Genomic DNA, 25,308 nt, shown 5'->3' with positions numbered 1-25,308 from the left:
GCCCCAGTTTCGCAGTCCCTGTTCGACCGGGCGTCCGTCGTGACCCCCGGCGGCGTGAACTCCCCCGTGCGCGCCTTCCGGGCCGTGGGCGGTACGCCCCGGTTCATGGTGTCCGGTACGGGTCCGTACCTCACCGACGCCGACGGCCGTGAGTACGTCGATCTCGTGTGTTCGTGGGGGCCGATGATCCTCGGCCACGCGCACCCCGAGGTCACCGCGGCCGTCCAGGAGGCGGTGGCCCGGGGGACCTCCTTCGGTACGCCGGGTGAGGGCGAGGTCGCGCTCGCCGAGGAGATCGTGGCCCGGATCGAGCCGGTGGAGCAGGTGCGGCTGGTGTCGTCCGGCACCGAGGCGACCATGTCCGCGATCCGGCTCGCCCGTGGATTCACCGGGCGCGCCAAGGTCGTGAAGTTCGCCGGGTGCTACCACGGCCACGTCGACGCGCTGCTGGCCGCGGCCGGCTCCGGGGTCGCCACCTTCGGTCTGCCCGACACGCCCGGTGTGACCGGCGCCCAGGCCGGCGACACGATCGTGCTGCCGTACAACGACCTGGAGGCCGTGCGCGCCGCGTTCGCCGCGCAGCCCGGGGAGATCGCCTGTGTGATCACCGAGGCGTCGCCGGGCAACATGGGCGTCGTCCCGCCGTCGGACGGCTTCAACGCCGGGCTGAAGGAGATCTGCGCGGCCAACGGCGCGCTGTACATCTCCGACGAGGTGATGACCGGCTTCCGTACGTCCAAGGCGGGCTGGTACGGCATCGACGGGGTGCGGCCCGACCTGATGACCTTCGGCAAGGTCATGGGCGGCGGCTTCCCGGCCGCGGCCTTCGGAGGCCGCGCCGACGTGATGGCGCACCTGGCCCCCGCCGGCCCGGTCTACCAGGCGGGCACCCTCTCCGGTAACCCGGTCGCCACCGCCGCGGGCCTCGCCCAGCTGCGACTGCTGGACGACGCGGCGTACGCGAAGATCGACGCGGTCTCCGCGGAGCTGCGCTCCCTGGTCGGCGAGGTGTTCACCAAGGAGGGCGTCGCGCACACGGTGTCGGCGGCGAGCAACATGTTCTCCGTCTTCTTCACCGACGAGCCCGTCCGCGACTACGAGGACGCGAAGAAGCAGGAAGCTTTCCGCTTCACCGCGTTCTTCCACTCGATGCTGGAGCAGGGCGTGTACCTGCCGCCGTCCGCCTTCGAGTCCTGGTTCGTCTCCACCTCCCACGACGAGCGGGCGATCGAGCGGATCGCCGCCGCGCTGCCCGCCGCCGCCCGTGCCGCATCGGAGGCCACCGCATGAGCGGGAACAGTGCGAAGGACATCACCGTCGTCCACCTGATGCGCCACGGTGAGGTGCACAACCCGGACGGCGTGCTCTACGGACGCCGCGCCGGCTACAGCCTCTCCGACCTGGGCCGCCGGATGGCCGACCGGGTCGCCGAGCACCTGGAGAAGCGCGACATCACGTACGTCGTGGCCTCCCCGCTGGAGCGCGCCCAGGAGACCGCCACGCCGATCGCCAAGTCGCACAGCGTGGACCTGGCCACCGACGGTCGGCTCATCGAGGCCGCCAACGTCTTCGAGGGCAAGACCTTCGGGGTCGGCGACGGCGCGCTGCGCAAGCCCGAGAACTGGAAGCACCTGACCAACCCCTTCAAGCCGTCCTGGGGTGAGCCGTACATCGAGCAGGTCGTACGGATGATGGGCGCCCTGGACGCGGCGCGCGACGCCGCCCGGGGCCACGAGGCGGTCTGCGTCAGCCACCAGCTGCCGATCTGGATCGTGCGGAGCTTCGTGGAGCGGCGCCGGCTGTGGCACGACCCGCGCAAGCGGCAGTGCACCCTGGCCTCGCTGACGACCTTCACGTACCAGGGCGACGAGATCGTGTCCGTCGGGTACACCGAGCCGGCCCGGGACCTGGTGCCGGCGCACCTCCTCGCGGGGGCGAAGCCGGTCAAGGGGAAGTCCAAGGCATTCGGGGCGTAGACGTCTCCGCGCCCCGGGCCGCACGTCGTTCTGGTGGGCCGCGTGCAGCACCTGTAAGGGTGTGTTCACGTAACAACTTTTGTGATTATCGGTGGAACCGTCGTGTTGGTTTCCTCATCTAAGCCATCGCCAGTTTGTATGGCCTTGAGGTAATACGACCGCAGATGGGGACGCTATGCGTGAAATCAACCGAAGGGGCCTGCTCGGGGCCGGTATCGGAGCCGCAGCCGCACTGTCGATGACCGGCTGCGGCTCCCTCGGCTCTTCGGACAGTGGCAAGCCGGATCCCGAGAAGGGCGCCAAGGGCGGCAAAGGGACGCACGGGAATGGCGGGGGCCCTCCCAAGAAACAGGTCAGGCTGATCGGTGACGGCTCCACGGCCGACACCGGAAAGCAGCCGAATCAGCCCGCCGCTCCCGTTCCGCTCGAACCCGGCCAGACGCCGCCGCAGTTCGTGATCTTCTCGTGGGACGGGGCGGGCGAGGTCGGCAACGGGCTCTTCCCGCGCTTTCTCGAACTCGCCCAGGAACACGACGCGGCGATGACCTTCTTCCTCTCCGGGCTCTATGTGCTGCCCGAGTCGAAGAAGTCCCTCTACCGCCCGCCCAACAACCCCCGGGGCGCCTCCGACATCGGCTATCTCTCCGACGACCACGTCAAGCAGACCCTGAAGTACGTCCGTCAGGCCTGGCTGGACGGGCACGAGATCGGCACGCATTTCAACGGCCATTTCTGCGGCGGTTCCGGATCGGTCGGCAACTGGACGCCCGCGCAATGGCAGAGCGAGATCGACCAGGCCGTGTCGTTCGTCACCGAATGGCGGACCAACAGCGGATGGGACGATCTCGAACCGCTGCCGTTCGACTACCGGAAGGAACTGGTCGGGGGTCGTACGCCCTGTCTGCTCGGCCAGGACAATCTCCTGCCCACCGCGAAGCAGCTGGGCTGGCGTTATGACGCGAGCTCGCCGGGCGGCACCCAGATGTGGCCCGAGAAGCGCCAGGGCGTCTGGGACCTTCCGCTCCAGGGCATTCCGTTCCCCGGCCACACCTTCGAAGTCCTCTCCATGGACTACAACATCCTCGCCAACCAGTCGAAGAATTCGACCAACGGCATGCCCTCGCGCTATCCGGGGTGGCGTACCCAGGCCACCGACGCGTATATCGCCGGATTCGACCGTGCCTACGAGACGAACCGCGCGCCGTTCTATATCGGCAACCACTTCGAGGAGTGGAACGGCGGCATCTACATGGACGCCGTCGAGGAAGCGCTCAAGCACATCGCGGGGAAGCCGGATGTGCGCCTCGTCTCCTTCCGGCAGTTCGTCGACTGGCTCGACGTACAGGACCCGGCGGTGCTCACGAAGCTCCGTTCGCTCCAGGTGGGACAGGCTCCCGAGGGCGGCTGGAACGCCTTCTTTAAACAGGCCTGACAAGGGGCTTTACGGGCACCGAGGGGGGTGCCCAAGATCTCCGGAACTGCCATGCGAAACTTTTCACATGAGCTCTGGCCGTGCACCCCGACGCCGCTCCGCCCTGCTGGCCGCCACCGCCGTGGCCGGTGTCCTGATCCTGTCCGCGTGCAGTGGCGGCACCAAGGCCGGCGGCGGCGGCAACACGAACTTCGTCACCGGCAGCGGAGGGATCTCCACCGTCGCCAAGGCTGACCGCACGGATGCTCCGAAGCTCGACGGCACCACCCTGGACGGCAAGGACCTCGCCGTCGCCGACTACAAGGGCAAGGTCGTCGTCCTGAACTTCTGGGGCTCCTGGTGCGGCCCCTGCCGCGCCGAGGCCAAGCACTTCGAGAAGGTGGCGAAGGCGACCGAGGCCGAGGGCGTCCAGTTCGTCGGCGTCAACACCCGGGACCCCCAGAAGTCCCTCGCGCTCAGCTTCGAGAAGGACTTCGGGGTCACCTACCCGAGCATCTACGACCCGACCGGCAAGCTGCTCCTGCGCTTCCCGAAGGGCACGCTGAACCCCCAGGCCATCCCGTCGACCGTGGTCATCGACCGGGACGGGAAGCTCGCCGCCCGCTCGCTCGCCGCGCTCGACGCGGAGAAGCTGCGGAAGATGATCGACCCCCTGGTCGCGGACAAGTGACTCCGGTGCTCGACCTGGCCGCGGTCACCGGCGGAAACGAGACGGTCTTCAGCGGGGCGCTCATAGTGGCGCTGCCCATCGCCCTGCTGGGCGGTCTCGTCTCCTTCTTCTCGCCGTGCGTCCTGCCGCTGGTGCCCGGCTACCTCAGCTACGTCACCGGCGTCAGCGGCGCCGACCTGGCCGAGCGGCGGCGCGGCAGAACCGTCGCCGGGGCCTCCCTCTTCGTGCTCGGCTTCACCGTCGTGTTCGTCTCCGGGGGCGCGCTCTTCGGCTTCTTCGGCCAGACGCTCCAGGAGTACAGCGGGACGCTCTCCAAGGTCCTCGGCGTCCTGATGATCCTCATGGGGATCTTCTTCATGGGCCTCATGCCCTGGATGACGCAGCGCGAGTTCCGGATCCACAAGCGTCCGGTGACCGGCCTGGTGGGAGCGCCCCTGCTCGGCGCCCTCTTCGGGATCGGCTGGACGCCGTGCCTCGGCCCGACGCTCGCCTCCGTCAACGCGCTCGCCTTCGAGCAGGCCACGGCCGGCCGGGGGGCGGTGCTGTCCGTCGCGTACTGTCTCGGACTCGGTGTCCCCTTCGTCCTGGCGGCCATCGCCTTCCGCCGGGCGCTCGGCGCGTTCGGCTGGGTCAAGCGCCACTACGCATGGGTCATGCGCATCGGCGGCGGCATGATGATCGTGACCGGAGTACTCCTGCTGACGGGCGCGTGGGACGCGCTCATCCAGGAGATGCAGGCCTGGTCAAACGGCTTCACTGTGGGGATCTGAGTCCATGAGCAACACGAACACCACGGACGAGCGCGACCTCGGCCGGGCCGGGGAACAGCTCTCCACCGCCCCGCGCGAGGAGTCCGCGTCCGCCGTGCCGGCGATGGGAGTCATCGCCTGGGCCCGCTGGTTCTGGCGGCAGCTCACCTCGATGCGGGTCGCGCTGATCCTGCTCTTCCTGCTGTCGCTCGGCGCGATCCCCGGCTCCCTGATCCCGCAGAACAGCGTGGACGAACTGAAGGTGCAGACCTTCAAGGAAGCCCACACCACGGTCACGCCGATCTACGAGAAGCTGCAGTTCTTCGACGTCTACAGCTCGGTGTGGTTCTCCGCGATCTACATCCTGCTGTTCGTCTCGCTGATCGGCTGCATCGTCCCGCGTACCGGGCAGTTCATCGGCCAGCTGCGCGGCCGGCCGCCCGGCGCCCCGAAGCAGCTGACCCGGCTGCCCGCGTACACCACCTGGCGCACCGACGCCGAGCCCGAGCAGGTCCGTGAGGCCGCGCTCGCCCTCCTGCGCAACCGGCGCTTCCGCTCGCACACGGCCGGTGACGCGGTGGCCGCCGAGAAGGGCTATCTGCGCGAGACCGGGAACCTCCTGTTCCACATCGCGCTGATCGTCATGCTCGTCGCGTTCGCCGGCGGGCAGCTCTTCAAGTCCGAGGGCGGCAAGCTCGTGGTCGAGGGCGACGGGTTCGCCAACACGATCACCCAGTACGACGACTTCAAGTCCGGCTCGCTCTTCGACAACGACGACCTCACCCCGTTCAGCTTCGACCTGAAGGACTTCGTCGGCACGTACGAGCGCAGCGGCCCCCAGCGCGGCACGCCCCGTACCTACGAGGCCAGGGTCACGTACGCCGAGGGCGCCGACGGGGAGGAGAAGCAGAAGGTCATCGAGGTCAACAAGCCGCTCGTCGTCGACGGTACGAAGGTCTACCTCAACGCCCACGGCTACGCCCCGGTGATCTCGGTCAAGGACGGCAGCGGCAAGGAGGTCTACAAGAGCTCCGTGCCCCTGCTGCCCATCGACAACAACGTCACCTCGACCGGCGCCATCAAGGTGATGGACGGCTACAAGGACAAGAACGGCGTGAAGACCCAGCTGGGCTTCCAGGCCTTCTTCGTCCCGACGTTCGCCGGTGACGGCCAGGGCACGATGTTCTCCCAGTACCCCGGCCTCGACTACCCGGTCCTCGCGCTCAACGGCTACTACGGCAGCCTGGGTGTCGACTCCGGCCTGCCGCAGAACGTGTACCAGCTCGACACGTCCAAGATGAAGGAATTCAAGGACAGCAACGGGGACAAGCTGAAGAAGCGGCTGCGCCCCGGCGAGACCATGAAGCTCCCCGACGGCGCGGGCTCCGTCACCTTCGAGGGCGTCGAGGAATGGGCCAGCTTCCAGATCTCCCGCCAGCCCGCCAGCGGCTGGGCGCTCACCGGGGCCGTCGCCGCCATCCTCGGGCTCGCCGGTTCGCTCTTCATCCAGCGCCGCCGGGTGTGGGTGCGGGCCGTACGGGGAGCGGACGGCGTCACCGTCGTCGAGATGGCGGGCCTGGGGCGGAGCGAGTCCGCGAAGCTGCCCGAGGAACTGGGTGATCTCGCGGTCGCGCTCAACGCCGTGGCACCCACCGCGCCCGATCCCGGATCCGGGACCGAACCACCTTCCGAAGAACCTGCCGAAGGGGCTGAGAAGTGAATCTCGCCGCCGCAACCAACGAGAACCTGGCACATACCAGCAATGTGCTGATCTATTCGTCGATGGCCGTCTACACCCTGGCCTTCTTCGCGCACATCGCCGAGTGGGTCTTCGGCAGCCGCAGCAAGGTCGGCCGCACGGCCGCCGCGCTGAAGCAGGACACGGCGTCCGCGGGTTCCACGGTGAAGGTGCAGGTCGCGCAGCAGGGCGGCACCGCCGTGCTGGACCGCCCCAGGATCGTCACGCGCTCCGCCACCGGGACCCGTGACGTCCCGGACGGTCCCGGGGCGGCGGGCGGCACCTTCAAGGGCGACCTGTGGGGCCGTATCGCCGTCTCCCTGACCGTCGTCGCCTTCGCCGTCGAGGCGAGCGGGGTCGTCGCACGCGCCCTGTCGGTGCAGCGGGCCCCCTGGGGCAACATGTACGAGTTCTCGATCACCTTCTCCACGGTGGCCGTCGGCGCGTACCTCATCCTGCTGGCCCTGCGGAAGAACGTCCGCTGGATCGGTCTGCTGCTGGTCACCACGGTCCTGCTGGACCTCGGCATCGCCACGACCACGCTGTACACCGACAGCGACCAGCTGGTGCCCGCGCTCCACTCCTACTGGCTGTGGATCCACGTCTCCACCGCCATCATCTGCGGCGCCGTCTTCTACCTCGGCGCCGTCGGCACGCTGCTCTACCTGTTCCGCGACAACTACGAGAACAAGATCGCGAACGGCGGCACGCCCGGGAAGTTCGCCTCGTCCGTCCTGGAGCGGCTGCCGGCCGCCAAGACCCTGGACACCTTCTCGTACCGCATCAACGCGGCCGTCTTCCCGCTCTGGACGTTCACGATCATCGCGGGCGCGATCTGGGCGGGCGACGCCTGGGGCCGCTACTGGGGCTGGGACCCCAAGGAGGTCTGGTCCTTCATCACCTGGGTCGCGTACGCCGCCTACCTGCACGCCCGCGCGACGGCCGGCTGGAAGGGCCGCAAGGCCGCCTACCTGGCCCTCGTGGCCTTCGGCTGCTGGCTGTTCAACTACTACGGCGTGAACATCTTCGTCACCGGCAAGCACTCCTACGCCGGGGTCTGACCGGTACGCACGCGTACGACGGGAGGGCGCGACCGCATCGGTCGCGCCCTCCCGTCGTCCGTACGGTCAGCCCAGCGGGGTGTCCAGGACCGCCTTGCGGTGGCTGAACGTCTCCAGGGAGTACCGGCCGTGGTAGTTGCCCATCCCGCTCTCGCCGACCCCGCCGAACGGCAGGTCGGAGACGGTCAGATGGGCCAGCGGCAGGCCCATCCCGACCCCGCCGGACGAGGTCTCGGCCAGCAGCCGTTCCCGTACGCCGGGGGACTCCGTGAACGCGTACAGGGCCAGGGGCTTGTCCCGGTCGTTGATGAACCCGATGGCCTCGTCGAGACCGTCCACGGTGAGGACCGGCAGCACCGGGCCGAAGATCTCCTCCTGCATCACGGGGGAGTCCGGGGCGACGTCGGCCAGCACGGTCGGGGCGATGTACTTCGTGTCCCGGTCGTGGGCGCCGCCCGTCACCGTCCGGCCGGAGTCCAGGAGGCCCACCAGCCGGTCGAAGTGGCGCTCGTTGACGATCCGGCCGTACTCCGGCGACTGCGAGGCGTCCGTACCGAACTGCTCCTCGACCGCCGCGGCGAGCGCGTCCGTGAGGGCGGGCGCGGTCTCCGGGTCGGTCAGGACGTAGTCGGGTGCCACGCACGTCTGGCCCGTGTTGAGGAACTTCCCGGACACCAGCCGGGCCGCGACCGTCTTCAGATCCGTGTCACGGTCGACGAACGCGGGCGACTTGCCGCCCAGTTCGAGCGTCACCGGGGTGAGGTGCTTCGCCGCGGCTGCCATCACGATGCGGCCGACCGTGCCGTTGCCGGTGTAGAAGATGTGGTCGAAGCGCTCGGCGAGCAGCGCGGTGGTCTCCGGGACCCCGCCCTCCACCACGGTGAGCGCGTCGCCGTCCAGGTACTCCGGCAGCAGCCGGGCCAGCGCGGCGGAGGTGGCGGGCGCCAGCTCGCTGGGCTTCGCGACGACGGTGTTGCCCGCCGCCAGCGCCCCGGCGACGGGGGCGAGCAGCAGCTGCACCGGGTAGTTCCAGGGCGCGATGACCAGGACGACGCCCAGAGGGTCCTGGACGGTGTGGGCGGTCGCCCCGGCGAGGACGGCCGGTACGGGGGCGGGTTCGGGCTCCAGCCAGCCGGCCAGCCGCTCCAGGGTGTGGTCGATCTCGCGGACCGTGAAGTCGATCTCGGTCCGGTAGGCCTCCTTGCGGCTCTTGCCGAGGTCGGCGTGGAGGGCCTCGGCCAGTGCGTCGCCGCGCTCGGTGAGCATCGCGCGCAGCCGCGTCAGCTGGTCCGTGCGCCAGGACAGGTCCCTGGTCCGGCCGGTGCGGAAGGCGGCGCGGAGCCGGGCGACGACCTCGGCCGGGGTCTCCCGCGCGGTCCCGGCGGCGCTCACAGGGCGGCCACGATCTCGCGGGCCAGCTGCTCGGAGGAGGCCGGGTTCTGGCCGGTGTGCAGGGTGCGGTCGTGCACGGTGTGCACCGCCCAGGGGTCGGCGGCGGTGTAGTCGGCGCCGAGCTCGACGAGGCGGTTCTCCAGCAGCCAGGGCGCCTTGGCGGCCAGCCCGGCCTGCGTCTCCTCGGCGTTGCTGAAGCCGGTCATGCGGTACCCGGCGAACGGCCAGCTGCCGTCCTCGCGGCGGGCGGCCAGCAGGGCGGCGGGGGCGTGGCAGAGCACGGCGACGTGGGTGCCGGAGTCCAGGGCCGTGGTCAGCAGCCGCCCGGACGCCTCGTCGACGGCCAGGTCCTCCATGGGGCCGTGGCCACCGGGGTAGAAGACGACGTCGTACGAGGTGGGGACCACGTCCTCCAGCCGGGCGGGGATGCGGAGCGTCTCGTCGATGGCGGCGAGGTAGGAGGCCACGGCGTCGGCCTGCTCCTGGCCCCCGTTGCTCTCGGCGGTGAGGCTGACGCTGTCCACGGTGGGGGCGACCCCGCCGGGGGTGGCGACGGTGATGTCGAAGCCCGCCTGCGTGAAGACGCGGTGCGGGGCGGCCAGTTCCTCGGCCCAGAAGCCGGTGGGGTGGGTGGTGCCGTCGTTGAGGGTCCAGTGGTCGGCACCGCTGAGGACGAAGAGTACGGAGGGCATGGGGGGTGCTCCCTACGAGACGCGAGACGTAAGACGCGTGGAACGTGAAGCTTGATATGCTCAAGCAATACCCTTCATGTAACGGGTCAAAGTTGAGCATGTCAAATGAATGCGGGTGCGTGGCGGACAGGGTCCGGGCCTCCGGACCGCGCGTACCGATCGAAGGATGACCGACCATGACGACGGAACCGGCACCCCGCGCCGTCCCTACTCCGGACGAACTGCTGGAACCCCTCGCAGTCGTCGTCCGTGGTCACCACGACGACCTCACCGCCGTCGCGGGCCGCCACGGTCTCAGTACGTCGCAGGCCCGGGCGCTGATCGCCCTCAATGAACCCATGCCCATGAGCGCGCTCGCCAGTCATCTGGTGTGCGACGCGTCCAACGCGACCGGGCTCATCGGCCGTATGGAGATCCGTGGCCTGGTGACCCGCACCCCGGCGCCCGGCGACCGCCGCTCCAAGGTGGCCTCCCGCACGGCGGAGGGCACCGAGCTGGCGCACCGGATCCGTGCCGAGATGCGTGTGGTGCACGGCGCGCTGGAGGCCCTCACCCCCGAGGAGCGCACCGCTCTGCTGCCCCTGCTCGAACGGCTGGGGCGCCTGCTGTCCTCATGAGCTCATGAGCTCATCGGCCCGTCAGGCGGCGGGTGGCGTCGGGTCCTCGGGGCCGGAGCCGCTCTCCCGGCGCTTCAGCTCCTCCTCGCGGCGGCGCAGATCGGCCTCCCGCTCGGCGAGGCGCGCCTCGGCGTCCGCCCGGTCGGCGTCCTGCGTGCTGCCGGCCGTCCTGCCGGCATTCTTCTTGTCGCCGTCCTTCAGCGAGTTCAGGAAGTCCGGGTTGTCGTCGGGCGCCACCCAGGTGCTCCGGCGGCCGCGGGCCCACTCCGAGGGAGCGCCGCCGCCGGGGGCGTGGCGCACCTTGCCCGCGGCCAGCCAGACGATCGGACCGACGATCCAGAACAGCAGGATGATGAAGACCCAGGCGATCTTCGGCAGGTGCTTCGCCTCGTCCTCCGGGGTGTTCAGGCAGTCGATGAACGCGAAGATCGTCAGCGCCAGCGGCAGGATGTAGATCAGGGCCCTGAGCATCGTGGAGATCCCCCGAGGTGAGGTGACGGGGCGCACGGACCGCCCCCGGTGATGGGCCCAGGGTAGCCGGTGTCCGATACTTGACCGTATGGCTTACGACGATCTTCGCTCCCTGCTCCGGGCTCTGGAGCGCGAGGGCGATCTCAAGCGCATCAAGGCCGAGGTCGACCCGTATCTGGAGGTCGGCGAGATCGTCGACCGGGTGAACAAGGCGGGCGGCCCCGCGCTGCTCTTCGAGAACGTCAAGGGGGCGTCCATGCCCCTGGCCATGAATGTCTTCGGGACCGACCGGCGGCTGCTCAAGGCACTCGGGCTGAAGTCCTACGCCGAGATCAGCGACAAGATCGGCGGCCTCCTCAAGCCGGAGCTGCCGCAGGGCTTCGTCGGGATCCGGGAGGCGTTCGGGAAGCTCGGCGCGATGACCCACCTGCCGCCGAAGAAGGTGAAGTCCGACAGCGCCCCCGTCCAGGAGGTCGTCCTGACCGGCGACGACGTGGACCTGGACCAGCTGCCCGCGCTCTTCACCTGGCCCGAGGACGGCGGCTCCTTCTTCAACCTCGGCCTCACCCACACCAAGGACCCCGAGACGGGGATCCGCAACCTCGGTCTCTACCGGCTGCAGCGCCACGACAAGCGCACCATCGGGATGCACTGGCAGATCCACAAGGACAGCCGCAACCACTACCAGGTGGCCGCCAGGCGCGGCGAGAAGCTGCCCGTCGCCATCGCGTTCGGGGCGCCGCCGGCGGTCACGTACGCCTCCACTGCGCCGCTGCCCGGGGACATCGACGAGTACCTCTTCGCCGGCTTCCTCCAGGGCAAGCGGATCGAGATGGTCGACTGCAAGACCGTCCCGCTCCAGGTCCCGGCGCAGGCCGAGGTCGTCATCGAGGGGTGGCTGGAGCCGGGCGAGATGCTGCCCGAGGGGCCCTTCGGCGACCACACCGGCTTCTACACCCCCCAGGAGCCCTTCCCCGCGCTGAAGATCGACTGTGTGACGATGCGGAAGCGTCCGCTGCTCCAGTCGATCGTCGTGGGCCGGCCGCCCACCGAGGACGGTCCGCTGGGGCGGGCCACCGAGCGGTTCTTCCTCCCCCTGCTCAAGATCATCATTCCGGACATCGTGGACTACCACCTGCCGGAGGCGGGCGGTTTCCACAACTGTGCGATCGTGTCGATCGACAAGAAGTACCCCAAGCACGCCCAGAAGGTGATGAGTGCCGTCTGGGGCGCGCACATGATGTCGCTGACCAAGCTGATCGTCGTCGTGGACGCCGACTGCGATGTCCACGACCTCCACGAGGTGGCCTGGCGCGCGCTCGGCAACACCGACTACGCCCGGGACCTGCTGCTCACCGAGGGCCCGGTCGATCATCTCGACCATGCCTCCTACCAGCAGTTCTGGGGCGGCAAGGCGGGGATCGACGCGACCCGGAAGCTGCCCGAGGAGGGGTACACCCGGGACGGGGGCTGGCCGGCCATGGTCGAGTCCGACCCGGATACGGCGGCGAAGGTCGACCGCCGCTGGAAGGAGTACGGCCTGTGAGCGCCTCCGCCGCCGCGGTGCCCCAGCCCCGCAGCAAGCCCCGCGCGTTCCTGCGGCTGGTGATGATCGAGCACTCGGTCTTCGCGCTGCCCTTCGCCTACATCGCCGCGCTGACCGCGATGTTCCAGCTGGACGGCACGTTCCACTGGGGCACGCTGCTGCTCGTCACCGTCGCGATGGTCGGGCTGCGTACGTTCGCGATGGCCGCCAACCGGATCATCGACCGCGAGATCGACGCCCGTAATCCGCGCACGGAGGGCCGGGAGCTGGTGACCGGCGCGGTCACGGTGAGGTCCGCCTGGACCGGCGCGCTCGTGGCCCTCGTGTTCTTCCTGGGCGCCGCCGCGCTGCTGAACCCCCTCTGCCTGGCCCTGGCGCCCGTGGCCGTCGTGCCGATGGTCGTCTATCCGTACGGCAAGCGGTTCACGAACTTCCCGCACGCGATCCTGGGTCTCGCCCAGGCCATCGGCCCGATCGGCGCCTGGCTGGCGGTGACCGGGAGCTGGTCGTGGGACGCGGTGATCCTGGGGCTGGCCGTCGGCATCTGGATCGGCGGTTTCGACCTGATCTTCGCCTGCCAGGACGTGCGGGCCGACCGGGCCCACGGAGTGCTCTCCTTCCCCGCGCGGTTCGGGATCCCGGCCGCGCTGTGGGGGGCCAGGGTCTGCCACGTCGTGACGACCGGGCTGCTGGTGTGGTTCGGCCTGGCGACGCACGCGGAGATCTTCTACTGGATCGGCATGGTGATCGTCGCCGTCGCCTTCGTGTACGAGCACCGGGTCGTGCGGCCGCACGACCTGTCCCGGCTGAACCGGGCCTTCTTCTCGGTCAACGGCTTCATCGGGATAGCGCTCTTCGCCTGCGCGCTGCTCGACCTGCTGGTGCGGGGCCTCACACCGTGACGTAGCCCGGCCCTTGCGGGCGGCGGGGGCGGCGGAAGAAGAACGCCGCCGCCACCCCGCCGATGAGGCCGAAGAGATGGCCCTGCCAGCTGATGCCGGAGTCCGTCGGCAGCACGCCCCAGAGCAGCGAGCCGTAGACCGCGGCGATGAGCACGCCGACGACGATGTCCAGCGGACGCCGGTCGACGAAGCCGCGGACCAGCAGATAGCCGAAGAGGCCGAAGACCACACCGGACGCGCCGAGCGTCACCGTGTGCGGCGGCGCGGTGAGCCAGACGCCGAGCCCGGATGTCACGATCACCACGAGGACCACGGCGGCGAACCTGCGTATCCCGCCGAGCGCGGCGATGAAGCCGAGGACCAGCAGCGGGACGCTGTTGGACGCCACGTGCTCCCAGCCGCTGTGCAGGAACGCCGAGGGCACGATGTCGGTCAGCTCGGCGGGCTCGCGGGGGCTGACGCCGTAGGTGTCGAGGGCGTTGCCCGTCGCCATGTCGATGCCTTCGAGCAGCCACAGGAGCGCGACCCAGCCGAGCATGACCGCGCCGGCCGTGACGGCCCGTGCGGTGGCGGTCGTCCGTGTGCCTGTCATGGTCACCCCCTGTCCATGGCTGTTCCCTCATCCGTTGCAACGTCCGGAGCCCCTGGCTCAGTTCCTGGAGCGGGGTGCCGGATAGGCTCGGCGGTGTGACAGCCAGGACTTCGATGACTCAGCAGGAACGCAGGCCTTGGATTGTCGGGGTGTCGGGCGCATCGGGCACGCCCTTCGCGGCGTCGGTGCTGCGCGGACTGCTGGCCGCCGGGGAGAGCGTCGATCTGGTGGTCAGCCGCGCCTCGCGGCTGACGCTCCTGGACGAGACGGGCATCGCGTTCCGCGACGCCCACTGGCAGGAGGACCTGCGGAGCTGGCTGGCGCGGGGAGCGGACGGGAAGCCCGACACCTTCCGGCCGGACATCGCCGGCGTACGCCACTGGGCGGCGGGCGACCTGGCGGCCGGGCCGTCCTCGGGGTCGTACCCGGCGAAGGGGATGCTGATCGTCCCGGCGTCGACGGCGTGTGTGGCCGGGGTGGCGCTGGGGCTCTCGAAGGACCTGCTCCAGCGGGCCGCGAGCGTGACGCTCAAGGAGCGGCGGAAGCTGGTCGTCGCCGTGCGCGAGACGCCGCTCAGCGGTCAGACGCTGAAGCAGATGGTCGCGCTCGACGAGGCGGGCGCCGTGGTGCTGCCCGCCTCTCCGGCGTTCTACGCGGGGGCGACGCACATCCAGGACCTGGTGGACTTCGTCGCCGGGCGGGTGCTGGACGCGGCGGGGGTGCCGCACCAGCTGTACCGCCGGTGGGAGGGGGAGCTCGGTGGCGCCTCCCAGAGCTGAACCGGTGGGGTCAGCGCTTCTTCCTGCCGATGCGCGGGGCGCGGGCACGGTCGACGCGGTGGGCGGCGGCGGGCTGATGGGCACGCGAGCGGTTGGCCAGGTCCTGCAGCTCGCGCATCCGGGCGTAGGCCATCTCGATCGAGTACACGGTGTCGTTCACTCCTGAAGATTCGAAAGCATTTCTTGGATGATGAGAAAGATTTACAGGGTCTGACCCTGTTGTGCCTTGGATTCTACACGTAAACTCGCGGTACTGCTGAACAATGGAAGGTTTCAGTCACATGGACGCGGTGGACAGGCAGCTCATCCAGGCCCTCAGAGAGAACGGCAGGGCCTCGTATGCCGAGCTGGGACGGCTCGTAGGGCTCTCCGGGCCCAGCGTCACCGACCGCATCAACCGGCTGGAAAGCGCCGGTGTCATCACCGGCTACCGCGCGACCGTCGACGCGGCGTCGCTGGGGCTCGGCGTCACCGCGCTGATCGGCATCTCCCTCTCCGACGCCGCCGACCACGAGGACGTGGCGCACCGGCTGAAGGACCTCGCCGAGATCGAGGACTGCTGGTTCATCGCGGGCGACGACTCGTTCATGCTCAAGGTCCGGGTCGGCGACGTGGACGGGCTGGAGAAGACCATCAGGCGGCTCAGCGGCACCCGGGGCGTCTCCCGGACCCGTACGACCGTCGTGCTCTCCACCAAGTGGGAGAACCGGGTGGGGGAACTTCCCGAGGAAGTCTGACGCGGAGCGGCAGTGGGGGTGGCCGCGCCCGGAGGGCGGGGGAGTACCGTGGGCTGCCGGAACGACTGCACAGAGACATGTGAGGGGCACTGGTGGACGCGGGACTCAAGCGCGAGCTGGAGGAGAAGGTCCGGGCCGGCGAGCGGCTGACCCGCGAGGACGGGATCGCGCTCTACGAGTCCGACGACCTGGCGTGGCTCGGTGGGCTGGCCCACGAGGTGCGTACGAGGAAGAACGGCGACGTCGTCCACTTCAACGTGAACCGTCACCTCAACATGACCAACGTGTGCACCGCGTCCTGCGCGTACTGCTCGTTCCAGCGCAAGCCGGGCGAGAAGGACGCGTACACGATGCGCATCGAGGAGGCCGTCCGTCTCGCGAAGGCGATGCAGGGCGAGAACCTCACCGAGCTGCACATCGTCAACGGGCTGCACCCCACCCTGCCGTGGCGCTACTACCCGCGCTCGCTCAGCGCGCTCAAGGAAGCCCTGCCGGAGGTGGCGCTCAAGGCGTTCACCGCGACGGAGATCCACCACTTCGAGACGATCTCCGGGCTCTCCGCCTCCGAGATCCTCGACGAGCTGATCGACGCCGGTCTGGAGTCGCTGACCGGCGGCGGCGCGGAGATCTTCGACTGGGAGGTCCGCCAGCACATCGTCGACCACAACACCCACTGGGAGGACTGGTCGCGCATCCACCGTCTCGCGCACGAGAAGGGTCTCAAGACCCCGGCGACGATGCTGTACGGGCACATCGAGGAGCCCCGTCACCGCGTCGACCACGTGCTGCGGCTGCGGGAGATGCAGGACGAGACCGGCGGCTTCCAGGTCTTCATCCCGCTGCGCTACCAGCACGACTTCGTGGACATGAAGGACGGTAAGGTCCGCAACACCCTCCAGGCGCGTACGTCGATGGCGACCGGTGCCGAGGCGCTCAAGACCTTCGCGGTCTCGCGGCTGCTCTTCGACAACGTCCCGCACGTCAAGGTCTTCTGGGTGATGCACGGCGTGCAGACCGCTCAGCTCGCGCTCCAGCACGGCGCCGACGACATGGACGGCTCGGTCGTCGAGTACAAGATCACGCACGACGCCGACGACTACGGCACCCCGAACAAGCTCGGCCGTGAGGACCTGCTGGACCTCATCCGCGACGCCGGATTCCGGCCCGTGGAGCGCAACACCCGCTACGAGATCCTGCGCGAGTACCCCGGCCCGGAGGCCGATCGCCGCGAGACGCCGCAGCCCATGCGGGTCTGAGGCCGCACGCCCGCCCGACGCCCCGCACCGGCAGCGGGTGCCCCGGGTGTCCCGCTGTCCGAAAGCCCCGGCCTGCCGTCCCCCGGCCGGGGCTTTCTCGCGTGGTGGACGCGGCTTGAAGCACCCATCCCGTAATAGTTAATCTGCGTTTATGGCACTTACATTCGAGGTGGATCCCGCTTTCGACCGCGAGCTGCGGGACGGCATCACCGCGCTCTGGGTCGACGTCAGCAACGCCGGAGGGGCCGTCGGCTTCGTGCCGCCCGTCACCGGTGACGAGGTCAGGCCCGAGCTGGTCAAGCACCTCGCCGGGATGGCCGAGGGTCGCACCCACCTGGTGGTCGGGCGCGACGAGGACGGCGCCGTGACCGCCACCGCCTTCCTCACCCACAACACCCACCGGCTCATGCGGCACTGGATCGGCGTCTACACGGTGATGGTCCACCCCCGCCACCAGGGCAAGGGGTGCGGGCGCGCGCTGATGGCGGCCACCGCCGACGCCGCCCTGGGACTCGACGGCATCGACGCCATCCGGCTCACCTGCCGCGGTGGCACCGGGGCCGACCGCTTCTACGCCTCCTGCGGATACAAGGAGGTGGGCCGGGTGCCGAACGCCATCCGGGTCGACGAGGGTGACTACCGCGACGACGTGATCATGCTGCTCCCGCTCTTCCGCCCGTGACGCCGGGACCGGGGGGTGGGGGACGGGGTGACGAGGAGGGCCGGCGGGCCCGCCGGGGCAACCCTGCGAACTGATCGAATTCGGGGCATGCTTCACTGGTCGGGCAGGACTCAGACTGCACGACCGCAGGAACGTCGGACGTAGAGAGAAGGCCAGCCGTGTCCGCTGCCAAGCCGAGCGCAACGATCCGGTACACCGCCATGCGCCTGCTGATTTTCGTCGGCTGCTTCTTCGTCGCCGGCGTGGCCGTCCACTTCGGCGTGCTGCCCTCCGGCGTCGGCGGCTCGAACGTCGTCTGGGTCATCCTCCTCGGCCTGGTGCTCTCCGCGCCGCTCAGCTACATCCTGCTGCGCAAGCAGCGTGACGAGATGTCCGAGCAGATCATGACGAAGGTCGACCGGACCAAGGCCAGGCTCGAGGCGAACCGCACCCGCGAGGACAGCGTCGCCGGGTAAGCGCCGCGTAAGGTTCCTCACACCCGCACCCCTGACAGACGAAGCCCCGGACCGGAGCAGCCGCTCCCGTACCGGGGTTTTCGCGTGCCCGTGCGAGTGCCGTCCATAAATGATCAAGAAGCGTACCTTTGAGGTTCTCAAAGTTGCAGTGTTAACGTATTCGACATGTTGACCGCAGTGCGCATCCGTCACGCCCCGGGCGTCCCGCTCGTGGCGCGCCTGCATGTCGATCTCTGCCGCTGTATGTCCGCGGTCTGTTGCCGCAACGTCTGAACCGGCACCATGCAGCGGCGCCGCCCCTGACGCGGGCGCCGCACCCCCGTCCCCCTGTTCGACCGCACGACCGTACGTCTGTCCCCGTACGTCCCGATGCGTCCCATCTGGAGTGTGTCCGTGTCCGCGAATTCCGCGCCCGCCGCAGAGACCGAAGCCGGTAAGCCGTCCGGTTCCGGCTTCCGCCTGCCCAGCATCCCCTTCTGGGTGCAGATAGTCGCCGGTCTCGTCCTCGGTGTCCTGCTCGGCTGGATCACCCGCAGCTACGAGATCGCCTGGCTCTACACCACGCTCGACAAGGTCGGCCACCTCTTCGTCCAGCTGCTGAAGCTGGCCGTCGCGCCCCTCGTCTTCTTCGCGATCCTGGTGTCCATCACCAACCTGCGCAAGGTCAACAACGCCGCCAGGCTGGCCACCCGCACCCTGCTCTGGTTCATGATCACCTCGCTGATCGCGGTCGCCATCGGCCTCGCGATCGGCCTGATCACCAACCCGGGCGCCGGCACCGGCCTCACCCCGAAGGACGGCGCCAAGCCCGAGCACGCGGGCTCCTGGCTCGACTTCCTCACCGGCATCATCCCGGAGAACGTCATCACGCCGTTCACCGAGCTGAACGTCCTGCAGATCGTCTTCATGGCGGCCGTCGCCGGTATCGCCGCGCTCAAGCTCGGCGAGAAGGCCCAGCCGATCCTCACGCTCAGCGAGTCCATCCTGGAGCTCCTCCAGAAGGCCCTGTGGTGGGTCATCCGCCTCGCCCCGATCGGCACCGTCGGCCTCATCGGCTACGCCATCGCGGACTACGGCTGGGACCTGATCGGCAAGTACGCCACCTTCACCGCCGACGTCTACATCGGCTGCGCCCTGGTGATGTTCGGCGTCTACCCGCTGCTGCTCGCCACGGTCGCCAAGGTCAGCCCGCTGCAGTTCTTCAAGGGCGCCTGGCCCGCGATCCAGCTCGCCTTCGTCTCCCGCTCCTCGGTCGGCACCATGCCGGTCACCCAGCGGGTCACCGAGCGACTCGGCGTCCCGAAGGAGTACGCCTCCTTCGCCGTCCCGTTCGGCGCCACGACCAAGATGGACGGCTGCGCCGCGATCTACCCGGCGCTGGCCGCGATCTTCATCGCGCAGATCTTCGACGTCCAGCTGGGCATCGGTGACTACATCCTGATCGCGTTCGTCTCGGTCATCGGCTCGGCGGCCACCGCCGGCCTCACCGGCGCCACGGTCATGCTGACCCTCACCCTGTCGACGCTGGGCCTCCCGCTGGAGGGCGTGGGCCTGCTCCTCGCCATCGACCCGATCCTGGACATGATGCGCACCGCCACGAACGTGGCGGGCCAGGCGCTGGTCCCGGTGATCGTCTCGGCCCGCGAGAAGATCCTCGACCACGACGCGTACAACTCGGCGTCGGCCTCCCCGGTCGAGGAGCCCGAGGTGCACGACGCGGAGCCGAAGGGCGTCCCCGTCACGGTGTGACACCCACGCACGCACAGGAGCGCCCCCGGACCCCCGTGTCCGGGGGCGCTCCTGTGCGCGGGGTGGTCGGGGGACCCGGTCAGGGGTGCTGGAAGACGACCTCCGGGTTGCCGGCGGTGGGGCCGTCCAGCAGGCGCTGGTGGCGGCCGCGCAGGTGCTGGTCGAGGAAGGCGGTGACGTAGTCACGGGTGATGCGGACCTGACGGCCGGTGGAGAGCGTGACCGTGGGGTCCAGCGTCACGCCCATCCGGTCCTCCAGGACGGGTATGTCCGTGAAGCTGGAGTGGCCGGAGCCCTCGACGCCCAGCCAGCGCTTCCAGCCGTCCAGGTGCTGCCAGCCCTCGTCCCAGGACTCGTCGCCGCCTGGGGTGTGGACGGACGTGGTGCCCAGCATCAGGAAGGGGCGCGCGCCGAGGCCTGACGCGGGGACGCGCTCCTGGAACGTGCCGTCCATGTTGATCCCCGCGTCGAAGCGCGGGTCGGCGCGCATCGCGGAGGCGGCCGCGCTGCCCCCGATGGAGTGGCCGGCCACGGCGACCCGCTCCGGGTCGATCATGCGGGCGTTCTTCCAGGCGGGCCGGTGGCCGGTCAGCCGGTCCAGCACGAAGGAGAGGTCCGCGGCCCGTCCGGTGGAGACGAGCCGGCTCAGCTCCTGCCGGACCTCGTCGGAGGGCGCGGCCTCGATCCTGTCGCAGGCCGCGCAGGTCAGGACCCGGCCGTCGGGGAGCTCGGTCCCGGCGGACTCGTAGGCGTGGTCGACGCTCGCCACCACGTAACCGCGGCTCGCCAGCTCCTCCGCGAGCGAGGTCATCGTCGCCCGCGGGTTGCCGAAGCCGGGGGAGAGCAGCACCAGGGGGAAGCGCCCCCGGGCCGGCCGTGCCCCCGTGCGGGCATGGGTGCCGAGCGAGCTGACCAGGGCGGGGGCGTCGTCCGGCAGCCCGGGGCCCGCGAGCACGGCCTCGGCCTCCCGTGTGGTCATGTAGGGAGCGGTCGCGCCGGGCCGTCCCGGGCGGGCGGGGTGGTACAGGGACACCATCAGCTCGCGGTCCCCGGCCTCCGGCACCCAGGGGTCGGCGCGGCTGTGGTCGGTGAGGTGCAGGACCTCGGTGCCGACGGCGTACGGGCCGGTCGGGCGGGGCAGCTGGGTCGTGGCGGCGGCGGGCGCGGCCTGGGAGGGCGCGGAGCCGGGTAAGGCCTGGGCCGTGGCGACGGGCGTGACCGCCAGGAGCATCGCCGACAGGGCGATGACGGCCGTCCGTCCGTGGAGTCTGATCGTCATGTCAGGGACGCTAGGCGGCGGAAGGGGGCAGAGGCATCGGACCCTGGGGTGATTTCGGGGGAGACCGGAGGCGTAGGTGATCCGCCCCTGGGTGGATGGACGGGACGGACGGTACGGACGACTACCGGCCATCGTGGCCCGGCCCCACCCTTCCTTACGACGGCCGGCGGGGCCGCGCCGTACCCTTACCGAGGAGTAGCGCAGAGGGGGTGGGAGGGATGTCCGACGTGAGTGCAGTGAAGAGCAAACGCATGCCGCGCGCGGTGCGTGAGCAGCAGATGATGGACGCGGCCGTGCGGACCTTCGGGCAGCGCGGTTACCGGGCCGCCTCGATGGACGAGATCGCGGAACTGGCCGGTGTGTCCAAGCCCTTGGTCTATCTGTACCTGAATTCCAAGGAGGAGCTCTTCACCGCGTGCATCCGCCGGGAGTCGAAGGCGCTGGTGGAAGCCGTGCAGGCGGCGGTGGAGCCGGGCATGCCGGCCGACCGGCAACTGTGGGCGGGGCTCCGTGGGTTCTTCACGCACACCGCGGAGAACCCGGACGGCTGGGCGGTGCTGCACCAGCAGGCGAGCTCGCACGGGGAGCCGTTCGTCAGTGAGGTCGGGGCGCTGCGTGAGGAGATCGTTGCGTTCGTGACGGGTCTGATCGGTGCGGCGGCGCGTGAGGCGCACAGCGATCCCGCGCTGCCCGACCGGGATGTGGCGGGGCTCGCGCAGGCGCTGGTGGGGGCGGCGGAGGCGCTCGCCGGCTGGGCGAACGTCACTCCCGGCGTCTCGGCCAAGGAGGCCGCCTCCACCCTGATGAACTTCTCGTGGGCGGGCCTGGAGAACCTGATGCACGGGCGCGGCTGGCAGTCCCGGGAGGACTGAGCCGCGGCCCCGCTCAGCCCTCCCGGGTCATGCTGCCGGTGAGGTGGACGCGGCTGTGGCCGCGCACCTGGAAGGCGGCGCCCTCGGCGGCGTACGTGACGGTGGACGGCAGCAGCACGGGCGCCTTGAAGTCGGCCCGTACGGACCGGATCCGCCCCGGCCCGCCGGCATCCGTCCCGCTGCCGGCCTCCGCCAGGCAGCGGGCGACGGTCCACATGCCGTGCGCGATGTGACGGGGGAAGCCGAAGAGCCGTGCCGTCACGGGGTGGAGATGGATGGGGTTGCGGTCGCCCGACGCGGCCCCGTACCGCCGGCCGAGGTCGGCCGGCAGCCGCCACTCGGTCACGGCGGGCAGCTCCTCGGCCTGGGGAGACGCGGAGCCGGGCGCGTCCTGGGCGCGCTCCCCGGCCGGAGGAGGCAGGGAGCCGGGCGCTTCCTGGGTGCGGGTCGTGTGGCGGGACAGATAGCCGCTGCGTGACTCCCATACGAGCTCTCCCGCCAGCCGCGCCTCGGTCACCACGGTGACCTCCGTGCCGCGCCGGTGGGGCGTCAGTTCCTCGGCGTACACGGTGAGTTCGAGCGCGTCCGCCGGGTGCAGCTCGCGGTGTCCGGTGATCTCGATCCAGGTGTGGACCAGGCCCAGCACCGGCAGGGGGAAGTCGCGGCCCGTCATCAGCCGCATGGCCAGGGGGAAGCCCAGGACGTGCGGGTAGGTGAGCGGCAGGGTGTCCGGTCCGGTGAAGCCGCAGATCTCGTTGTACGCGGCGAGGGGGCCGGGGGCGACGCGGGCGGCCGGGAGCGTCTCCCGGGTGGCCGGCAGGGTGGCGCCGGGGCGTCCGGCGTGCTTGAACGGTGAGGTGACGGCTCCGCGGACGAGGGACAGGCTCAGACCGGTCATCGGTCACGCCCCCAGCAGGCTCTGGCCGCAGACCCGCACGACCTGGCCGTTGACCGCGCCGGACGCGGGCTGGGCGAACCAGGCGGTGGTCTCGGCGACGTCGACCGGAAGACCGCCCTGGGACAGGGAGTTCATCCGTCGGCCGGCCTCCCGGATGAAGAGCGGCACGGCGGCCGTCATCTTCGTCTCGATGAAGCCGGGCGCCACGGCGTTGACGGTGATGCCGTGCTCGGCGGCGGCACGCGGGGCCAGGGAGCGGACCAGGCCGATGATGCCCGCCTTGCTGGCCGCGTAGTTGGTCTGGCCGTTGTTGCCCGCGATCCCGGCGATGGACGCGGTGGCGACGATCCGGCCGCCGCGGCGCAGGGTGCCGGACTTGATGAGGGCGTCCGTGGTGCGCAGGACGCTGTCGAGGTTGACGTCGATGACCGAGGCCCAGCGGTCGGCGGGCATGTTGGCGAGCCGGCGGTCCCGGGTGATGCCCGCGTTGTGGACGAGGATGTCGAGGCCGTCGGGGACGGCCTCGGCGATCAGGTCGGCGGCGTCCGGTGCGGTGATGTCCAGCGGCAGGGCGGTGGCCCCGAGGCGGTCGGCGGTGCGGGTCAGCTCCTCCTCGGCCTGCGGGACGTCCAGGCAGATGACCCGGGCGCCGTCCCTGGCGAGGACGGAGGCGACCGCTGCGCCGATGCCCCGGGCCGAGCCGGTGACCAGGGCGGTGCGCCCGGTGAGCGGCGCCGCCCAGTCGGCGACCTCGCCCGGTGCGTCGGTGGTGAGTTCGACGACCTGGCCGCTGATGTAGGCGGAGCGCGGGGAGAGCAGGAAGCGGAGGGTGGACTCCGCCGAGGCGGCGTCCGTCCCGGGGGCCAGGCGCAGCAGCTGCGCGGTGGCGCCCCGGCCGATCTCCTTGCCGAGCGAGCGTACGAACCCTTCGAGGGCCTGCTGGGCGGCCGCCTGGTGGTGGTCGTCGGGGGACGGCGTGGTGCCGAGGACGACGATGCGGCCGCCGCCGGCCAGCGACCGCACGACGGGGTGGAGCGCCGCGTGTACGTCGGCGAGCCCGGCGGCCGTGGTGACGCCGGTGGCGTCCAGGACGACGGCGGCCGGGCGTTCCGCCCGGTCGGTGACCTTCAGGCCGGTCGTGGCGAGTACCGGGCCGAGGGTGTCCGCGTGCGCGGAGCTGCCCGCGGTGAGGTGGAGCAACGGCCCGTCGAGGGACGGGGTTTCGAGCGTCCAGCGGCGCAGGGGCGCGGGCTGGGGCAGGCCGAGCCTGCGGGTCAGGAAGCGGCCGGATGCCGTGCCGGTGAAGTGCAGATAGCGGTCGGCCATTGTCTGGACTCCTGCTCGGTCGTAGATTTACTCCTGAGTAAGGTTACTCAAGGGTCAGGAGTTGTCGAGATGAGCTGGTCGAGTTGATTCCCCTCGCACTTCCGCAGCCGCGCCGTGTCGCGGTCATCGGTGGCAGTCGTATTCCGTTCGCACGCTCCGACGGCCCGTACGCGCGGGCGTCGAACCAGGACATGCTGACCGCCGCGCTGGACGGGCTCGTCGAGCGCTTCGGCCTGCGGGGGCGGCAGGTCGGCGAGTTCGTCGCCGGAGCGGTCCTCAAGCACAGCCGGGACTTCAACCTGGCGCGTGAGGTCGTCCTGGGCTCCGCACTGGACCCGCGCACCCCCGCGTACGACATCCAGCAGGCGTGCGGCACCGGTCTCCAGGCCGTCATCGCCGCGGCCAACAAGATCGCGCTCGGCGCCGTCGACTCGGCGGTCGCGGGTGGCGCGGACACCACGAGCGACGCGCCCCTCGGGGTCAACGACCGGCTGCGCAGGATCCTGCTGGAGGCGCGCCGCGCCAGGTCGACGGGGGCCCGGCTGAAGGCCCTGGCCGCCGTCCGCCCCGGGCACCTCGTCCCGGACATCCCGCGCAACGCCGAGCCCCGCACCGGGCTTTCGATGGGCGAGCACGCGGCGGTCACCGCCCGTAAGTGGGGAGTGGCCCGTGAGGACCAGGACCTGCTGGCCGCCACCAGCCACCAGCGGCTCGCCGCGGCGTACGACCGGGGCTTCCTGGACGACCTCGTCGTCCCGTACCTCGGTCTGGACCGGGACCAGAACCTGCGCCCCGGCTCGACGGTGGAGAAACTCGCCACGCTGAAGCCGGTGTTCGGCGCGGACCACCCCGACGCGACGATGACCGCGGGCAATTCGACGCCGCTCACCGACGGCGCGGCCACCGTGCTGCTGGCGAGCGAGGAGTGGGCCGAGGCCCACGGCCTGGAGCCGCTGGCCTACCTGTCGCTGTACGAGACGGCCGCCGTGGACTACGTGAACGGCGAGGACGGGCTGCTGATGGCGCCCGCGTACGCCGTGCCGCGCATGCTGGAGCGCGCCGGGCTGACCATCGGGGACTTCGACCTTTTCGAGATCCACGAGGCCTTCGCCTCCCAGGTGCTCGCCACCCTGGCGTCCTGGGAGAAGCAGGGGCTCGCACCCGTCGACAGGGACCGGCTGAATGTGGTCGGATCGTCCCTCGCCACCGGTCATCCCTTCGCCGCGACGGGCGCCCGGATCGTGGCGACCCTGGCCAAGCTCCTCGCGGAGCGGGACGCGCCGGGCCGGGGCCTGATCTCGGTCTGCGCCGCGGGCGGCCAGGGCGTCACCGCCATCCTCGAACGCCCCTGACCACCAACGGAATCCGCCCGGCCGGCTCGGGCCGCACCCGCGGCCCGACCCGCGCCCGCCGCACCGCTGTACGTGAACGACCCGC

The 25,308-nt window shown here is 70.4% G+C and carries 26 protein-coding genes; 18 read left to right on the top strand and 8 right to left on the bottom strand.

Features of this window, described 5'->3' with window-relative positions:
* Window positions 1-66 precede the first annotated feature (66 nt).
* From hemL to ccsB, 7 genes are all read left to right on the top strand, one after another.
* A complete protein-coding gene (hemL, locus tag JKV81_RS15300) occupies window positions 67-1,290 on the top strand; it encodes a glutamate-1-semialdehyde 2,1-aminomutase (protein WP_372444169.1) in 1,224 nt (407 codons plus the stop codon).
* Window positions 1,287-1,976, top strand: a complete 690-nt coding sequence (locus tag JKV81_RS15295) for a histidine phosphatase family protein (RefSeq protein ID WP_124277526.1) — start codon at window positions 1,287-1,289, stop codon at window positions 1,974-1,976. Before hemL ends, JKV81_RS15295 begins: the two co-directional genes overlap by 4 nt.
* A gap of 175 nt (window positions 1,977-2,151) precedes the next feature.
* Entirely contained in the window at window positions 2,152-3,408 is a 1,257-nt protein-coding gene (locus JKV81_RS15290) for a polysaccharide deacetylase family protein (RefSeq protein ID WP_124277525.1), read from the top strand.
* A gap of 67 nt (window positions 3,409-3,475) precedes the next feature.
* Window positions 3,476-4,078, top strand: a complete 603-nt coding sequence (locus JKV81_RS15285; protein WP_129264135.1) for a TlpA family protein disulfide reductase — start codon at window positions 3,476-3,478, stop codon at window positions 4,076-4,078.
* Between the two features lie 5 nt (window positions 4,079-4,083).
* Window positions 4,084-4,848, top strand: coding sequence for a cytochrome c biogenesis CcdA family protein (locus tag JKV81_RS15280; protein ID WP_372444168.1), 765 nt, complete (start codon window positions 4,084-4,086; stop codon window positions 4,846-4,848).
* Window positions 4,849-4,852: 4 nt separating this feature from the next.
* On the top strand, window positions 4,853-6,547 hold the full coding sequence (gene resB, locus JKV81_RS15275) for a cytochrome c biogenesis protein ResB (protein ID WP_202076379.1): 1,695 nt from the start codon (window positions 4,853-4,855) through the stop codon (window positions 6,545-6,547).
* Complete coding sequence (gene ccsB / locus JKV81_RS15270; RefSeq protein WP_129264131.1) at window positions 6,544-7,626, top strand: c-type cytochrome biogenesis protein CcsB; 1,083 nt, start codon at window positions 6,544-6,546, stop codon at window positions 7,624-7,626. Before resB ends, ccsB begins: the two co-directional genes overlap by 4 nt.
* A gap of 66 nt (window positions 7,627-7,692) precedes the next feature.
* On the opposite strand, the gene JKV81_RS15265 is transcribed toward ccsB, so the two are convergent.
* Window positions 7,693-9,018 (bottom strand): aldehyde dehydrogenase family protein, encoded by a 1,326-nt coding sequence (locus JKV81_RS15265; protein WP_202076378.1) that lies wholly within the window; start codon window positions 9,016-9,018, stop codon window positions 7,693-7,695.
* The gene (locus tag JKV81_RS15260) at window positions 9,015-9,710 is read right to left on the bottom strand and encodes a type 1 glutamine amidotransferase domain-containing protein (RefSeq protein ID WP_124277520.1); all 696 of its coding nucleotides are present in this window, start codon (window positions 9,708-9,710) and stop codon (window positions 9,015-9,017) included. Before JKV81_RS15260 ends, JKV81_RS15265 begins: the two co-directional genes overlap by 4 nt.
* Before the next feature lie 176 nt (window positions 9,711-9,886).
* Here JKV81_RS15260 and JKV81_RS15255 point away from each other — a divergent pair, with 176 nt between their 5' ends.
* Entirely contained in the window at window positions 9,887-10,327 is a 441-nt protein-coding gene (locus tag JKV81_RS15255) for a MarR family winged helix-turn-helix transcriptional regulator (protein ID WP_202076377.1), read from the top strand.
* Window positions 10,328-10,348: 21 nt separating this feature from the next.
* Here the strand turns inward: JKV81_RS15255 and JKV81_RS15250 are convergent, their stop codons facing one another.
* On the bottom strand, window positions 10,349-10,798 hold the full coding sequence (locus tag JKV81_RS15250) for a PLD nuclease N-terminal domain-containing protein (protein WP_202076376.1): 450 nt from the start codon (window positions 10,796-10,798) through the stop codon (window positions 10,349-10,351).
* A gap of 88 nt (window positions 10,799-10,886) precedes the next feature.
* Here JKV81_RS15250 and JKV81_RS15245 point away from each other — a divergent pair, with 88 nt between their 5' ends.
* Both JKV81_RS15245 and mqnP read left to right on the top strand, forming a co-directional pair.
* Entirely contained in the window at window positions 10,887-12,344 is a 1,458-nt protein-coding gene (locus JKV81_RS15245) for a menaquinone biosynthesis decarboxylase (protein WP_202076375.1), read from the top strand.
* Window positions 12,341-13,246 carry a menaquinone biosynthesis prenyltransferase MqnP gene (gene mqnP / locus JKV81_RS15240; RefSeq protein WP_129264123.1) on the top strand — a complete coding sequence of 302 codons (906 nt, stop codon included), beginning with the start codon at window positions 12,341-12,343 and terminating at the stop codon, window positions 13,244-13,246. The genes JKV81_RS15245 and mqnP overlap by 4 nt, the downstream gene beginning before the upstream one ends.
* Here the strand turns inward: mqnP and JKV81_RS15235 are convergent.
* The gene (locus tag JKV81_RS15235) at window positions 13,236-13,838 is read right to left on the bottom strand and encodes a rhomboid family intramembrane serine protease (protein WP_202076374.1); all 603 of its coding nucleotides are present in this window, start codon (window positions 13,836-13,838) and stop codon (window positions 13,236-13,238) included. The two genes, mqnP and JKV81_RS15235, sit on opposite strands and share 11 nt — an antisense overlap.
* 113 nt (window positions 13,839-13,951) lie before the next feature.
* Between JKV81_RS15235 and JKV81_RS15230 the strand changes: the two genes are divergently transcribed.
* Window positions 13,952-14,617, top strand: a complete 666-nt coding sequence (locus JKV81_RS15230; RefSeq protein ID WP_202076406.1) for a UbiX family flavin prenyltransferase — start codon at window positions 13,952-13,954, stop codon at window positions 14,615-14,617.
* Window positions 14,618-14,627: 10 nt separating this feature from the next.
* Here the strand turns inward: JKV81_RS15230 and JKV81_RS15225 are convergent, their stop codons facing one another.
* Window positions 14,628-14,777: a hypothetical protein gene (locus JKV81_RS15225; RefSeq protein WP_164493718.1), complete on the bottom strand. Its 150-nt coding sequence runs from the start codon at window positions 14,775-14,777 to the stop codon at window positions 14,628-14,630.
* A gap of 121 nt (window positions 14,778-14,898) precedes the next feature.
* Between JKV81_RS15225 and JKV81_RS15220 the strand changes: the two genes are divergently transcribed.
* From JKV81_RS15220 to JKV81_RS15200, 5 genes are all read left to right on the top strand, one after another.
* Window positions 14,899-15,354, top strand: coding sequence for an Lrp/AsnC family transcriptional regulator (locus JKV81_RS15220; RefSeq protein WP_099177703.1), 456 nt, complete (start codon window positions 14,899-14,901; stop codon window positions 15,352-15,354).
* A 92-nt stretch (window positions 15,355-15,446) separates the two neighbouring features.
* On the top strand, window positions 15,447-16,610 hold the full coding sequence (mqnE, locus tag JKV81_RS15215) for an aminofutalosine synthase MqnE (RefSeq protein WP_124277514.1): 1,164 nt from the start codon (window positions 15,447-15,449) through the stop codon (window positions 16,608-16,610).
* A gap of 151 nt (window positions 16,611-16,761) precedes the next feature.
* Window positions 16,762-17,292 (top strand): GNAT family N-acetyltransferase, encoded by a 531-nt coding sequence (locus JKV81_RS15210; protein WP_202076373.1) that lies wholly within the window; start codon window positions 16,762-16,764, stop codon window positions 17,290-17,292.
* A 158-nt stretch (window positions 17,293-17,450) separates the two neighbouring features.
* Window positions 17,451-17,747, top strand: coding sequence for a DUF4229 domain-containing protein (locus tag JKV81_RS15205; protein ID WP_202076372.1), 297 nt, complete (start codon window positions 17,451-17,453; stop codon window positions 17,745-17,747).
* A gap of 393 nt (window positions 17,748-18,140) precedes the next feature.
* Complete coding sequence (locus JKV81_RS15200) at window positions 18,141-19,496, top strand: dicarboxylate/amino acid:cation symporter (RefSeq protein ID WP_129264115.1); 1,356 nt, start codon at window positions 18,141-18,143, stop codon at window positions 19,494-19,496.
* Window positions 19,497-19,575: 79 nt separating this feature from the next.
* On the opposite strand, the gene JKV81_RS15195 is transcribed toward JKV81_RS15200, so the two are convergent.
* Entirely contained in the window at window positions 19,576-20,775 is a 1,200-nt protein-coding gene (locus tag JKV81_RS15195) for an alpha/beta hydrolase family protein (RefSeq protein WP_236056712.1), read from the bottom strand.
* A 227-nt stretch (window positions 20,776-21,002) separates the two neighbouring features.
* On the opposite strand from JKV81_RS15195, the gene JKV81_RS15190 reads away from it, so the two are divergent.
* Window positions 21,003-21,647, top strand: coding sequence for a TetR/AcrR family transcriptional regulator (locus tag JKV81_RS15190; protein WP_099177751.1), 645 nt, complete (start codon window positions 21,003-21,005; stop codon window positions 21,645-21,647).
* Between the two features lie 13 nt (window positions 21,648-21,660).
* Here JKV81_RS15190 and JKV81_RS15185 read toward each other — a convergent pair whose 3' ends face one another.
* Both JKV81_RS15185 and JKV81_RS15180 read right to left on the bottom strand, forming a co-directional pair.
* A complete protein-coding gene (locus JKV81_RS15185) occupies window positions 21,661-22,545 on the bottom strand; it encodes a MaoC family dehydratase (RefSeq protein WP_202076371.1) in 885 nt (294 codons plus the stop codon).
* A 3-nt stretch (window positions 22,546-22,548) separates the two neighbouring features.
* Complete coding sequence (locus JKV81_RS15180) at window positions 22,549-23,871, bottom strand: 3-oxoacyl-ACP reductase (RefSeq protein WP_202076370.1); 1,323 nt, start codon at window positions 23,869-23,871, stop codon at window positions 22,549-22,551.
* Window positions 23,872-23,945: 74 nt separating this feature from the next.
* On the opposite strand from JKV81_RS15180, the gene JKV81_RS15175 reads away from it, so the two are divergent.
* Window positions 23,946-25,223, top strand: coding sequence for an acetyl-CoA C-acetyltransferase (locus tag JKV81_RS15175; protein WP_202076405.1), 1,278 nt, complete (start codon window positions 23,946-23,948; stop codon window positions 25,221-25,223).
* Window positions 25,224-25,308 lie beyond the last annotated feature (85 nt).

The sequence above is a fragment of the Streptomyces silvae genome (assembly GCF_016745505.1).
Taxonomy (GTDB): domain Bacteria; phylum Actinomycetota; class Actinomycetes; order Streptomycetales; family Streptomycetaceae; genus Streptomyces; species Streptomyces silvae.
The sequence above is the reverse complement of the archived record's forward strand: the minus strand, read 5'-3'. Positions and strand labels throughout refer to the sequence as shown.

Excerpts from the sequence above, each read along its gene's own strand:
- JKV81_RS15295 (WP_124277526.1), top strand. The coding sequence starts at position 1,287 with ATGAGCGGGAACAGTGCGAAGGACATCACCGTCGTCCACCTGATGCGC.
- JKV81_RS15290 (WP_124277525.1), top strand. The coding sequence starts at position 2,152 with ATGCGTGAAATCAACCGAAGGGGCCTGCTCGGGGCCGGTATCGGAGCC.
- JKV81_RS15285 (WP_129264135.1), top strand. The coding sequence starts at position 3,476 with ATGAGCTCTGGCCGTGCACCCCGACGCCGCTCCGCCCTGCTGGCCGCC.
- resB (WP_202076379.1), top strand. The coding sequence starts at position 4,853 with ATGAGCAACACGAACACCACGGACGAGCGCGACCTCGGCCGGGCCGGG.
- JKV81_RS15260 (WP_124277520.1), bottom strand. The coding sequence starts at position 9,710 with ATGCCCTCCGTACTCTTCGTCCTCAGCGGTGCCGACCACTGGACCCTC.
- JKV81_RS15255 (WP_202076377.1), top strand. The coding sequence starts at position 9,887 with ATGACGACGGAACCGGCACCCCGCGCCGTCCCTACTCCGGACGAACTG.
- JKV81_RS15250 (WP_202076376.1), bottom strand. The coding sequence starts at position 10,798 with ATGCTCAGGGCCCTGATCTACATCCTGCCGCTGGCGCTGACGATCTTC.
- JKV81_RS15245 (WP_202076375.1), top strand. The coding sequence starts at position 10,887 with ATGGCTTACGACGATCTTCGCTCCCTGCTCCGGGCTCTGGAGCGCGAG.
- JKV81_RS15235 (WP_202076374.1), bottom strand. The coding sequence starts at position 13,838 with ATGACAGGCACACGGACGACCGCCACCGCACGGGCCGTCACGGCCGGC.
- JKV81_RS15230 (WP_202076406.1), top strand. The coding sequence starts at position 13,952 with ATGACTCAGCAGGAACGCAGGCCTTGGATTGTCGGGGTGTCGGGCGCA.
- JKV81_RS15220 (WP_099177703.1), top strand. The coding sequence starts at position 14,899 with ATGGACGCGGTGGACAGGCAGCTCATCCAGGCCCTCAGAGAGAACGGC.
- JKV81_RS15210 (WP_202076373.1), top strand. The coding sequence starts at position 16,762 with ATGGCACTTACATTCGAGGTGGATCCCGCTTTCGACCGCGAGCTGCGG.
- JKV81_RS15195 (WP_236056712.1), bottom strand. The coding sequence starts at position 20,775 with ATGACGATCAGACTCCACGGACGGACGGCCGTCATCGCCCTGTCGGCG.
- JKV81_RS15185 (WP_202076371.1), bottom strand. The coding sequence starts at position 22,545 with ATGACCGGTCTGAGCCTGTCCCTCGTCCGCGGAGCCGTCACCTCACCG.
- JKV81_RS15180 (WP_202076370.1), bottom strand. The coding sequence starts at position 23,871 with ATGGCCGACCGCTATCTGCACTTCACCGGCACGGCATCCGGCCGCTTC.